At 41.1% G+C, this 12,415-nt stretch carries 9 protein-coding genes, 1 tRNA gene and 1 pseudogene; 5 read left to right on the top strand and 6 right to left on the bottom strand.

Annotation, left to right across the window (positions count from 1 at the left end; genetic code table 11):
• Positions 1 to 38: 38 nt before the first annotated feature.
• The 5 genes from mutS to MSBRW_RS17290 all read right to left on the bottom strand — a co-directional run bounded on the left by mutS (position 39) and on the right by MSBRW_RS17290 (position 6,686).
• On the bottom strand, positions 39 to 2,741 hold the full coding sequence (mutS, locus tag MSBRW_RS17310; protein WP_011306496.1) for a DNA mismatch repair protein MutS: 2,703 nt from the start codon (positions 2,739 to 2,741) through the stop codon (positions 39 to 41).
• A gap of 719 nt (positions 2,742 to 3,460) precedes the next feature.
• On the bottom strand, positions 3,461 to 4,156 hold the full coding sequence (locus MSBRW_RS17305; protein ID WP_048102696.1) for a DUF1129 domain-containing protein: 696 nt from the start codon (positions 4,154 to 4,156) through the stop codon (positions 3,461 to 3,463).
• 2 nt (positions 4,157 to 4,158) lie between these two features.
• Positions 4,159 to 4,467 carry a PadR family transcriptional regulator gene (locus MSBRW_RS17300; RefSeq protein WP_198137189.1) on the bottom strand — a complete coding sequence of 103 codons (309 nt, stop codon included), beginning with the start codon at positions 4,465 to 4,467 and terminating at the stop codon, positions 4,159 to 4,161.
• A 1,379-nt stretch (positions 4,468 to 5,846) separates the two neighbouring features.
• A tRNA-Pro gene (locus tag MSBRW_RS17295) sits at positions 5,847 to 5,924 on the bottom strand.
• 198 nt (positions 5,925 to 6,122) lie between these two features.
• Complete coding sequence (locus MSBRW_RS17290) at positions 6,123 to 6,686, bottom strand: CDP-alcohol phosphatidyltransferase family protein (RefSeq protein ID WP_394298293.1); 564 nt, start codon at positions 6,684 to 6,686, stop codon at positions 6,123 to 6,125.
• Between the two features lie 577 nt (positions 6,687 to 7,263).
• Between MSBRW_RS17290 and MSBRW_RS17285 the strand changes: the two genes are divergently transcribed.
• Positions 7,264 to 8,412, top strand: coding sequence for a (Fe-S)-binding protein (locus MSBRW_RS17285; RefSeq protein ID WP_011306500.1), 1,149 nt, complete (start codon positions 7,264 to 7,266; stop codon positions 8,410 to 8,412).
• A 2-nt stretch (positions 8,413 to 8,414) separates the two neighbouring features.
• Here MSBRW_RS17285 and MSBRW_RS22705 read toward each other — a convergent pair whose 3' ends face one another.
• Positions 8,415 to 8,558 (bottom strand): hypothetical protein, encoded by a 144-nt coding sequence (locus MSBRW_RS22705; RefSeq protein WP_155398357.1) that lies wholly within the window; start codon positions 8,556 to 8,558, stop codon positions 8,415 to 8,417.
• A gap of 211 nt (positions 8,559 to 8,769) precedes the next feature.
• Between MSBRW_RS22705 and MSBRW_RS21500 the strand changes: the two genes are divergently transcribed.
• The 4 genes and pseudogenes from MSBRW_RS21500 (at position 8,770) to MSBRW_RS17265 (ending at position 12,234) form a co-directional block, all read left to right on the top strand.
• A complete protein-coding gene (locus tag MSBRW_RS21500) occupies positions 8,770 to 8,940 on the top strand; it encodes a nitrogenase iron protein (RefSeq protein ID WP_011306501.1) in 171 nt (56 codons plus the stop codon).
• Between the two features lie 454 nt (positions 8,941 to 9,394).
• Positions 9,395 to 10,036 (top strand): dimethylamine corrinoid protein MtbC, encoded by a 642-nt coding sequence (gene mtbC / locus MSBRW_RS17280; RefSeq protein ID WP_048102697.1) that lies wholly within the window; start codon positions 9,395 to 9,397, stop codon positions 10,034 to 10,036.
• A gap of 26 nt (positions 10,037 to 10,062) precedes the next feature.
• A pseudogene (gene mttB, locus MSBRW_RS17275) lies at positions 10,063 to 11,550 on the top strand ([trimethylamine--corrinoid protein] Co-methyltransferase).
• 30 nt (positions 11,551 to 11,580) lie between these two features.
• Entirely contained in the window at positions 11,581 to 12,234 is a 654-nt protein-coding gene (locus MSBRW_RS17265; RefSeq protein WP_011306503.1) for a methyltransferase cognate corrinoid protein, read from the top strand.
• The last annotated feature ends 181 nt before the right edge of the window (positions 12,235 to 12,415 follow it).

The following is a 12,415-nucleotide window of genomic DNA, read 5'->3' as shown; positions in this document are numbered from 1 at the left end:
AAATACTTTAATCGACCTTTAATCGACCCTTAGTCCAATCAATTCAGCAGCCTTTTGAGCTCATGAAGCTTGTTCAGGGCTTCTATTGGTGTCATTTCGTCCACATTCAGTTTTTTAAGAACTGTTTCTACAGGGCTGGGTCTGTTTACCTTTGCTGTATTTCCACCGCTGTCTCCAGGGTCAAACAGCATCATCTGGGTATAACGCGCTGTAGCCTTACTTTTTCTCTTTTTTCCGTTCTTGCTGTCTTCAACCTCTTCGAGCACGTTCTCTCTTTCGAGTTCCTTAAGAATCTCATTTGCCCTTTCAATTACCTTTTCCGGAACGCCTGCAAGCCTTGCAACCTGGATTCCATAACTCCTGTCTGTTGCACCCGGCACGATCTTTCGCAGGAAAACTAACTCATGACCTTCTTCTTTTACCGCAACATGATAATTTTTGACTCTTTTTAATTTCTCTTCAAGGGCTGTGAGCTGGTGGTAATGAGTTGCAAATAGAGCCCTTACTCCTACTTTCCCCCTGTTATGCAGGAATTCCACAACAGCTTTTGCAATGCTGTACCCATCATAGGTACTTGTTCCCCTGCCGATCTCATCAAGAAGCACAAGACTTCTCGGGCTTGCATTATTCAGGATATTGGCAAGCTCAACCATTTCTACCATAAAGGTACTCTGCCCACTTGCAAGGTCGTCAAATGCCCCAATTCTTGTAAAGACCTGATCAATAATCCCTATTGAAGCATAGGATGCAGGAACAAAAGAACCTACCTGAGCCATAATAGCTATAAGGGCAGTCTGACGCATGTAAGTGGACTTACCTGCCATATTCGGGCCTGTTACCAGCAAAAACTGATTTTCCTTGCAGTCCATTTCGGTATCGTTCGGGACAAAGCCGCCATGTACGGTGTTTTCAACTACCGGATGCCTCCCGTCCCGGATAAGAATCTTGCAGTCGTCTGTAAGCTGGGGCCTGATATAATTGTTATTTTCTGCTACTTCAGCCAGGTCTGTAAGGACATCAAGCGTGCCTATTCTTTCGGCGGTTTCCTGAAGTTCTCTTGAATGGGCTGAAAGGGTCTGCAAAATTTCTGTAAAGATTTCATACTCGAGAGCTATAGCTTTTTCATTGGCTGTCAGGATAAGGCTCTCTTTTTCCTTGAGTTCAGGGGTAAAAAAGCGCTCGGCATTTGCCATGGTTTGCTTTCTGATATAATCCTCAGGCACCTGGCTGCTGTTGGCATTTGTTACTTCTATGTAATACCCAAAAATCTTATTATATCCCACTTTCAGGGACTTTATGCCGCTTCTTTCTCTTTCCTTCTGCTGAAAATTTGCAATCCACTGCCTGCTGTTGCTTGCAATATCCTTGAGTTCATCGAGTTCTGCATTATATCCAGACTTTATCATGCCTCCTTCCCGAACTGAGATTGGAGGCTCATCAACGATTGCTCTATCTATCATTTCAGCCAGATTTTCAAGTTCGGAAAACGATGCAAGTCCGACTGCAATATCATTTAAAATTGTGGATTCAATGTTTTCTAGAAGGGAATCCCGGACAGGAGGCAGAGCTTCAAGGGATTTTTTCAGGGCTACAAGGTCTCTTGCGTTTGAGTTCCCATAGACTACCCTGCCTACGAGGCGTTCTATATCCCTGACATCTGAAAGCCAGTTCCGGAGATCGTAACGGAGCAGAGGCTTTGCTGTCAGTTCTTCAACAGCATCGAGTCGATAGTTGATTTTTTCTACGGAAAGCAAAGGTTTCAAAAGCCACTTTTTCAGGGCACGGCTTCCCATTGGCGTTTTCGTATGATTCAGAATGCGGTAAAGAGAATTTTCGTCCCCTTCATCTCGCACGTTTTTAACAATTTCGAGATTCCGCAGAGTTACGGAATCAAGGATCATAAATTCGGAATTTGAGTAGGTTCTCAGGGTATTAATATGGGTAAGCTCCCGCATCTGTGTAGTCTGTGCATATTCCAGGGCAGCCCAGGCCGAATACACTGCAAAATCCAGGTTCTCACAGCCCATGCCTTCAAGGGTTGCAACCCTGAAATGGTTTTTCAACCTTTCTCCAGCTTCCTTTGCTCCTGAAATATCGGGGGCAAATTCCTGCACAATAGTTTGGGCTCTCAGCCGCTCGGCAAGTGCGGGATTTTCATACAGAGATGAAGGAAGAATGCATTCTGACGGCCGCATGCGAGCGAGCTCGCTTAGAAGCTTTTCAAAATTTTCCGAGTCCCTGAATTGCGTTGTAAGGAATTCACCTGTAGAAATATCGAGAAACGACACCCCAATTTCGAATTCGTTTTCGGCATTCTTTCCAGGCTTTCCAATTTCTCTCCCAGCAACTGCCATGAGGTAATTGTTTGAGGCATCTGAAAACATGGAAGAGTCAATTGCCGTACCTGGAGTGACAACCCTGACAACCCCTCTTTTTACAATTCCCTTTGCCTTTTTCGGGTCTTCAAGCTGTTCGCAAATTGCCACTTTATACCCTTTATTTATAAGCCTCGGCAGATAGGTGTCAATTGCATGGTAAGGTATTCCTGCAAGCGGCATTCTCTCTCCTGATTTGTCCTTTCCTCGGGCTGTAAGCGTGATCTCGAGTTCTTTTGCAATAGTTTTTGCGTCTTCTCCGAAAGATTCGTAAAAGTCTCCCATGCGGAAGAAGATCAGAGTGTCAGGATATGCCTGCTTGGCTTCATAGTACTGGCACATTGCAGGGGTCATCATTTTAGTCATTTTTTACTCACTGTAGGCCTTGAATTATTCTGTTAATATAATTAAGAAAATAAAATTGGGATTTTATTGGGAATTTCGGGTATCTCAGGTTCCTCAGATGTGGGATAATGTCTGTATAAGGATTCCATAAATACTGGCTAATACCATACCTATAGATATTGATTAGCAGATACAACATCTTTATTAAAATCATCCTTCTTATATATATTTAACAATTCGATATTGAAAGCCATTTTGAAGGAGGAATTGCTCTGGACCAGGAAAAACTCATAGAAGTTTGCCCTGTCTGCGGAAATGCAGATTTATATTATGAAGTTGGCGGTTATGCAGGTTCGGTTTACCACTGCAAAAAATGCGGGTATGTAGGTGCTTTTGTTATTGAAGCTAATGAAGAAATGATCGAGAAAATCCGGGAAAAGTACAGGCGTGAAAGAATGAGTCAAAGTAATAACGAAAGCGAAAGTGAATGAAAGCAAATGAGATAATGAACTACCAATTAGACAAATATATTTTTGCACATATAGTTTATTTGCACATATAGTTTATTGGTTTATTAAATATTTTTGGGAACAACTTTTTTAGTTGTGTTTGGCGTTGCGAGAATAACGATGAGCCCTTCATCGATGAAGAAAGCAATAACATGGGAGGTATGTATGCAAAAAAGCGGTAAGCTGCCATTCACCACTTTCTCATCATGTTAAGCTCAACCATAAATTGCTTTACGTTATGATGAGTTCTTGAAGAAGTTTATGCGCAATATATAGCCCTAAGATAAATACACATGCAGCAAATATATTAACTGTAAAAAGTGTTTGCCTGCCAACCCATGCAATAATCAAAAAGACAGCCATTAGACCTCCGCTTATAGCTCCACATATTATGAACTTTTTTATCTTACTTTGATTATGCTTTTTTTCTGGCTTTAGTAAATTTTTGCCAATAACATGAACAATAAGAAAACCAGTTGCAATGATAATAACATAGGATAATAAATCACCAACGGAAATAGAAATATGAAAATTCAACTGTTGACCTGTTACTGCATTATAAATTAATTCCATCGTTTCTTTGGAAATGACAATATGGATTACTCCAAGAATGGATGTGGACAAAAGAAGTGTATCAATAAGATCCAGGACTCTCTCTTTATGATTTTTCTGTGGTAATGCGGCTATCACCTCATCACAGAAGGATTTATAATCTTCACTGATCAACGTTTTAATATCTTCACCACGTTCTTGCGCGGATAGGACCATTTGTAGCAAATCCTGCCTTACGACTTCCTGATCATGCTCTGAAATGTTTGCCAGGCGCAGGTAGCATACCATATCAGTCATGATAACGTTATTTTTTTCGGTTAACCGCTTATCCAGCTCATTATTTTCTTGATTCAGTATTTTTGTCTCAGTCTTCATCATCATTCCCCAATATGAAATAATTGATTTACAGCATGATTGAGCTCTTGCCAATTATTTATGAATGCCTCCAATTCTTTTTCCCCGGCCGGTGTGATGGAAAAATACTTGCGTTTTGGTCCGAGAGCCGACTCACGATATTTTGCCTTTATGAGATTGTTCTTTTCAAGGCGGAGCAGGAGCGGATAAATCGTGCCTTCTGAAATATCTGAAAAACCATATTTCTGCAATTGCTGTGAAATTTCATATCCGTAAGTTTCGTCACCGCTGATTACTTTTAATATACAGTTTTCCAATATTCCTTTGAGCATTTGCGACGGTATCAATATACGTTGCACCTCTTTTCGCACACTACCTTGTATTACAAGATACAATATCTATCTTGTAATACAAGGTAGTAGTATTAGCAATATAAATGTATCGTCATATTGCTAATTAATTCGACATCATGCCGGTTTTTGTTGAAAGCATGTTTTACTCTATTTTGTAAGTGCCTTGTAAACTCTGGCAAAAGCCAAGGCAAATAACATAATGTCCCTTTCCAAAAGTAACCAATGATGAAATAACAAGTGTAATGCATCCAACCTGGATTCGGCAGGTTGACATAAGGAATTTGAATATTATTCCTGATATCGTTTTTTGGACATTTGATAAATACACATTAGATTTAAAGCTGGTTACAGTGTGGCTCAACTCCCACAATACATATAAACACTAAATCATTTTTCTGTTAAAGTTTGGTATGAGAGATTATTTTCGGATCATATGTAAACCTCATAACTGCACGCAATAAGGAATCATCATTTCAAAATAGCCATCAACAAAAATTATCGAAAATGAATGTCGACTTGCCGAATCTAGGATCCAAGCTCAAGAAACAACATGTCAAAATAAAAGTCGGTTTTACATGATTGGTAACGAACCACAGTCATCCACAACAACTTGATTACAATCTATCATTAACATAAAAAGTATAGTAATTTTAGTTCCGCATTTTTAAGCGCATAAATATCGCTTGGCATCGATAAATGCGCTTAAACTTAAGTATCAGACTCAAGGCAATAGTTTTAAATCGCAATCGTCTGACCTCACAGATATACATTATAGTAGATATGCGCCTAAAAAATAGGAAGTTAAGATAGTAATCTAGGTGATTTTTCCAGGTACAAACTTTCAATATCAAATGATATGAAACTGTATATAACTATATATTACCTCCCTTTGAAATTCTTGTGACTGTTTTTGAATTATAAAGATACCAATCCCACTAGTAAAAATATTTGGACACCCAGCAAATGATTCTGGGTATCGTAATTTTATTTGACACAGTTTCCTCCATCCACGACCCAGGGATACTTTATGAATTTTAATTTTAAGTATAGATGAGTCGTATAATAGTATATTGGAAGTATAAGCATATATAACTTTTTATCGACTGGTTGTTCTAAATATAAAACTAAATTGATATTTTTGCTTTACCCTGATAGTTTAATATAAAACATAAAAAGTAGAAAACAAAAATAAAAAATACATCAGGTTACTTCTGTTCTAATACAATGAAAAACGATGAAAGAATCTATAAATTGAACTAGAAAATCTAAATTGAACTAGAAAACAAAAATAAATAAAGCCCCAGAGATTAATGCAACAAAGGGTAAAGTCTATCAAAATTAACGTATAAGTAAAAGTTTGGTGGGGCCGCTGAGATTTGGACTCAGGTCGCAAGACCCCCAGCCTTGCAGGATGGACCAGGCTACCCTACGGCCCCGCAGAGCAGGTTATACTGTAAATTCTCAATGGCAAATCTCTTTCTTTGTTTACCATCGTCAACTATTGTAATCAAATATGTAGTATAAATGAGTATCGGTAGAAAAGAGTAGGGAAACTCTTTTTGCCATATTTTTTATAGTACTCCGTTACTCATAGATGCCATCCTTATCTGAATTTCTTAGCAGAGTCTGATCTATTACGGTTTTTGGAAATCAACTTCTGAAGGCTTACTCAATATGCTTTTTGCCCGAAGGACTCGCTGGATAATGGTGATGTGGGAAAACACAGCTACAAGTACCAGAGCCCAACCTAGAAAACCTGAAATTCCGCCCAGGGCCAGAAGAACCATTCTTTCCGTACGTTCGGCAATTCCGACTGACAATTTCCGGCAACCTGCAGATTCCGCACGGGCGCGAGTGTAGCTTACCAGGAAGGAGCCTATAAGGGCAAAGCCTGCCCAGAGCCAGCCTTCGATTTGCACAATTGGGGAAAGGACAAGCCTGCCGTTAACCGCGCCTGCTATTATTCCGAGGAACATTAGACCATCGGAATACCGGTCGCAAACCGAATCAAGCACGCCTCCAAAGGGCGTAATCCTGCCTTTTGCCCTCGCGACTCCGCCATCAAGGATATCAAAGATCCCGCTAAAAAGAATAAGAAGACCACCTGCAAAAGGTTTTCCCAGCGCAAATGCTGCCCCTGCAGCGATGCTTACGGCAAAACCCAGCAACGTGAGAGTATTCGGAGATAAGGGAATCAGGCGGGCAATTGGAATTATCAGCTTTCTTGCGCTGTTTTTGAGTTCGTCGAAGATATTTAACCCCTTCCTTTTACTGGCTGCGTGTATAGCTATATATAGATGATAGTATGGTTGAATATTAGCTTATCTTTTTTGGAAAAAACCTGTCCACACTTCGAATCTGCTATTAAGGGCTTCCTGAAGTTCAGGAACAGTTATCCGGACAGAATGTAGACAGGGAGAATAAAAGAATTTCTGTCAAAAAGAGAATTTTTAAAGATTTTCTGGTGATTTTAAAGGATTTTTTCAGTTACTTACTAACTTTGCAGTGATTTTTGAGTAATTTCTATGATACCTAAGCGGTTTGTGAGTGATTATCAGAATTTTTAAGTGGCTTCTAAGTGGTTTCTTATCAAGAAAGAACTTATAAGAATTCATATCAAGGAGGAACTTTTAAGGATTTCCTGTCAAAAAGGAAGTTTTAATGATCTTTATTAAAAATACCTGTTAAAAAGTATCTGTTAAAAGTACCCGATAAAAACGTACATTCAAAAGAGATAATAAGTCACATGAATTAAAAATGATATGGAGTTAAAAAATGGAAATCGTAGAAAAACACAGGTCAGAGTGTAAAGAATGTGGACAATGCCTTAAGGTTTGCCCTCGCTACAATGACCTGGGTTTGTTTACCCGGCTGTATGGATATCTGGAAGGGAAATCGGAAATTGATGCAGACTGTCTGCTGCGCTGCCTGACCTGCGGGCTCTGTACAAATGCCTGCCCAGAGGGATTGGGAATAAAAACGCTAATTTCTCCTGCCAGGAAAAAGTGGGTCAGTGAACATGGACTTACCGACAGACAGACAATGTTAGACCCCGGAGCTGAGAACAACCTCTTTAAGAAGATTGCCGAGCTGGACGAAACTCCTGCGTATAAAGAAAGTTCAGGTTCAGTAGTCTATTTTCCTGGCTGTGCAGGCACGTATATTAACAAAATTATGGCACAGGCTGCGATTGCACTGCTGGATAAAGCCGCAGTCGATTACACTGTCCTGAGCGGGGTTGAATACTGCTGTGGAGCTGTATCTGCGGGCGCCGGAGATCCTGGGCCTATTCACAGGAACGGACAGCGTAACATTGAAGAAATCCGGAAAAGAGGAGCTAAAACTCTAATTACAGCCTGCCCTGGCTGCTTTAAGGCATTTAAAGATATCTACCCTAGAATTTTTGGGAAACTTGATTTTCAGGTGCTGCATGTTTCTCAGTACCTTGAGCTTCTTATAAGGGAAGGAAAACTCACCCCAGAAACTGTGCTCAAACATAAAGTCTTTTATCATGATCCCTGCCATCTGACTAGGGCAATGGGAGTATATCAAGAAGCAAGAGATGTGCTTGAGCAAATTCCTGGCACTGAACTTGCCAATGAAACCCCTGAAAATTCGGCTTGTTGTGGCTTTGGAGGTGGAGTAAGGGTCAATTATCCATCTGAGTCCCTGGATGTAGCCTCTGACCGCTACAGGACTGCCGAGAAACTGGGCTGTGATATAATTATCACGAACTGTGGGGGCTGCATGCAGAATCTTATTGAAGCCGGACAGGATGAAAAAATAAAAGTTTTTGACCTTGCTGAATATCTTTCTCTTGCCTGCGGAATAAAAATTGAGAGAGAAGATTCCAGAATGCTGGAACTCGTCAACCGGGCTTACAAGCTCTGCATTTCGGGATATGGGGAATCAGAAGGCTTATAATCTTACCTTGTAATCCGCATATCCTTTTTGATTTCATTACCTTTTTTGTCAAAAGAAACCTTGTTATTTGTAACATACAGGATAGATGTAGAACTGGCAAGATCTGTATCCACTGCGATTACATGATAAAAAGTCTCGTGACTCATGAAAGGCTCTTCCTGTGGTTTATTTCAGCTTTGCAATTAAGGAACTATTTACTAATCCTTTCCCTTTACGAATTTTTTCCAAAGCTTCCAAATAAAGGTAACTATGAGTGACATACTTTTATAATTCATAAAAAAATATATATGATCATATAGTACAATGATTGCCGGCCTTCTAATTTGAAAGGGCGCAAATAGAGAGAAAGGTAAAAAGGTGAGACAGATAGCAATCTATGGAAAAGGAAGTACTGGAATATCCACTGCAATGCAAAATGTGACTACGGATTTTTTGACTATAGGCAACAAAATTTTGCTTGTGGGATGCGACCTGAAAGCAGACTTCACCAGAATGCTGCCGAGATCTGAACCGGAAGAAACTTTATAAAAGTACACTTTTGATATTTGATATTTATATTTTTTGATAATCCGATTTTATTTTCTTCCTTAATATACAAATAAAACCTGAAAAACCAAAAACTATAAATATTACCCCCAAATTCATTACAGAATTTTTAGAAAAATATATATATTCGAATGACCAACAAAGTATTAGAGACATCTGAGAAATGAGTAATCAGACGGGATTAAAATGGCACGAAAAACACTCCCTCTGCTAAAACACTCATGAACCCCAATCAACGTAATCATGAACTCTTCATGGTTTCATTGTCTCATTTGAGGTGATCATGGCTTCCCACCCATGGTGATCGTGAGTTTCTTCCTGTATATTCATCGCTTCACCCAGAAGCATGAGCTTACAGCCCGAATGTTCACGAATAATCGTGATAATTACCGGAGAGAAGTCTCTATAGTTCAAAAACTAAAACGGAGGATGCAACATTAGCAAAGAAGAATTGCTTCAGGAACTTGCAGATGCTATAATTTCCTGCAAGAAGGATACAGTACTCGCTGTAGTTGAAAAATCTAAAGGAGAACTGGAACCTTCCGAAATAATAGAAAAAGGACTTGCAGCAGGCATGAATGAGGTTGGTGTCCGTTTCGAGAGAGGAAAACTGTTCCTGCCGCATGTGATGATGGCTGCCGATGCGATGACTGCAGGAGTTGCAGCTCTTAAGGATCTTATGCCTGAAGGGGCTTCCGGCTCAAAGCTCGGTGTTATTGTGAACGGTACCGTAGAAGGTGATGTTCATGATATTGGAAAGGCAATCGTGTCCACAATGCTCCAATCTGCCGGCTTTGAAGTACATGATATCGGCCGTGATGTTCCAATCAGGAACTTTATTGAGAAGGCAAAGGAAGTCAATGCTGATATGATTGGAATTTCCGCTCTTATGACCACAACTCTTCAGGGACAGAAAGGTGTAATTGAGCTCCTTAAAGAAGAAGGACTCAGAGATAAAGTAAAAGTCATGGTAGGCGGTGCACCTGCAACCCAGGCCTGGGCTGACAAAATCGGTGCAGACTGCTATGCTGAAAATGCAACCGAGGCTGTTACAAAAGCAAAAGAGTTGCTGGCTTAAATCATTCTTATTCGGAGGTTATAAAAATGGCAAAAAATAATGCAGTTGCTGGATTTAATGCACTTAATGGCGTAGAATTAAACCTTTTTACCACTGACGAACTTAAGGCAATTCACTATGCAACCATGGAAGTTCTGATGGACCCAGGAATTCAAGTTTCTGACCCAGAGGCAAGGCAGATCTTCAAGGAAAATGGCTGCGAAGTTGATGAAAAGACCAACGTTGTAAAGATCCCTGAATATCTTGTAAGAAAAGCTCTTCAGCTTGCTCCCTCCAGATTTATCCTCTGGGGCCGTGACAAAAAATTCAATACTGTTCAGGAATGTGGCGGTAAGGTTCACTGGACCTGTTTTGGTACCGGTGTCAAGATGTGCAAGTACCAGGACGGCAAGTATGTAACAGTCGACTCCGTCGAAAAAGATATTGCAGACATCGCAAAACTCTGTGACTGGGCAGAAAACATTGACTATTTCTCTCTGCCAGTCTCTGCAAGAGATATTGCAGGTCAGGGCGCTCAGGATGTCCACGAAACACTTACCCCTATTGCAAACACCGCAAAACACTTCCACCACATTGACCCTGTTGGCGAAAATGTCGAGTACTACCGGGACATTGTAAAGGCTTACTATGGCGGCGACGAAGAAGAAGCAAGAAAGAAACCTATTTTCTCCATGCTGCTCTGCCCTACCAGCCCACTTGAGCTCAGTGTAAATGCTTGTCAGGTCATCATCAAGGGTGCCCGCTATGGAATTCCTGTAAATGTCCTGAGTATGGCAATGTCAGGTGGTTCTTCTCCTGTATATCTTGCAGGCACTCTCGTAACCCACAATGCCGAAGTTCTTTCAGGAATCGTACTTGCCCAGTTGACAGTACCTGGAGCTAAGGTCTGGTACGGAAGTTCCACAACTACCTTCGACCTCAAGAAAGGTACAGCACCTGTAGGATCTCCTGAACTCGGTCTTATCAGTGCTGCAGTCGCAAAGCTTGCCCAGTTCTACGGCCTTCCCTCCTATGTGGCAGGTTCCTAGTCTGATGCCAAGGTTCCGGACGACCAGGCAGGCCACGAAAAAACCATGACCACCCTTCTGCCTGCTCTTTCCGGTGCCAACACCATCTACGGAGCTGGAATGCTTGAGCTCGGAATGACATTCTCAATGGAACAGCTTGTTATTGACAATGATATCTTCAGTATGGTTAAGAAAGCCATGAAGGGAATTCCTGTCTCGGAAGAAACTCTTGCAGTCGAATCTATCCAGAAAGTAGGCATCGGAAACAATTTCCTGGCCCTTAAACAGACCAGGCAGCTTGTGGATTACCCGTCCAACCCAATGCTCCTCGACAGGCACATGTTTGGAGACTGGGCTGCAGCAGGCTCAAAAGACCTTGCAACAGTTGCACACGAAAAAGTAGAGGACGTTCTTAAAAACCACCAGGTAACCCCAATCGATGCAGACATTCTCAAGGACATGCAGGCAATCGTGGACAAGGCTGACAAAGCCTTCAGAGGCATGTAATTAATATTCAGATATTCAGGAGATCTAAAAATGGCAAATAAAGAAGAAATCATTGCAAAAGCAAAAGAAGCAATCACCGACTTTGATGACGAACTTGCAGAAGAAGTGGCAAATGAAGCCCTTGCCGCAGGAGTTGACCCTGTAGAGCTTATTGAGAAAGGGTTTACCGCAGGCATGGAAGAAGTAGGAGAAAAATTCGGTCAGGGTGAACTTTTCCTGCCACATGTACTTGCAGCTGCCGAGGCAATGAATTCCGGTATAAAAGTTATCACCCCTGAAATGGAAAAGCGCAAGTCTCAAACCAAGAGCCTCGGAACCGTTGCTATCGGAACAATCGAAGGCGACATCCACTCCATCGGAAAGGACATTGTAGCTTCCATGCTTAACATTGCAGGTTTCAAAGTAGTGGATCTTGGAAGAGATGTCCCAATTAATACTTTTGTAGAAAAAGTAAAAGAACTCAAACCCCAGGTTGTTGCATCCTCCGCACTTATGACAACCACAATGGTCAACCAGATCCAGATTGAGGAACAGCTGAAAGAGGCAGGTGTCCGCGACCAGGTAAAGACTATGGTTGGTGGCGCGCCTGTTACCCAGGACTGGGCAGACAAGATCGGCGCAGATATCTACGGTGAAAGCGCTAATGACGCAGTTGCTAAGGTAAAAGCATCTCTGAACGTCTGATAAAGCAGCTTTAGAAAACGGCTTAAACTGCAGAAAATGTATTCAAAAGTATATTTTCTGCAACACTCTATTTTGTGCATTTTTGTGAGACTATAGATCAGGATATAGCTAAAACAGTTCTTGCAAGTCATATCACTTAAGGGAATATTACAAAAATGGCTGAAAACGATTGTAAAAATGG

The organism is Methanosarcina barkeri str. Wiesmoor (assembly GCF_000969985.1).
Taxonomy (GTDB): Archaea; Halobacteriota; Methanosarcinia; order Methanosarcinales; family Methanosarcinaceae; genus Methanosarcina; species Methanosarcina barkeri_B.
The sequence above is the reverse complement of the archived record's forward strand: the minus strand, read 5'-3'. Positions and strand labels throughout refer to the sequence as shown.

Coding starts and splice junctions, on each gene's coding strand:
- mutS (WP_011306496.1), bottom strand. CDS start 2,741: ATGACTAAAATGATGACCCCTGCAATGTGCCAGTACTATGAAGCCAAG.
- MSBRW_RS17305 (WP_048102696.1), bottom strand. CDS start 4,156: ATGAAGACTGAGACAAAAATACTGAATCAAGAAAATAATGAGCTGGAT.
- MSBRW_RS17300 (WP_198137189.1), bottom strand. CDS start 4,467: ATGCTCAAAGGAATATTGGAAAACTGTATATTAAAAGTAATCAGCGGT.
- MSBRW_RS17285 (WP_011306500.1), top strand. CDS start 7,264: ATGGAAATCGTAGAAAAACACAGGTCAGAGTGTAAAGAATGTGGACAA.
- MSBRW_RS22705 (WP_155398357.1), bottom strand. CDS start 8,558: ATGAGTCACGAGACTTTTTATCATGTAATCGCAGTGGATACAGATCTT.
- MSBRW_RS17265 (WP_011306503.1), top strand. CDS start 11,581: ATGGCAAATAAAGAAGAAATCATTGCAAAAGCAAAAGAAGCAATCACC.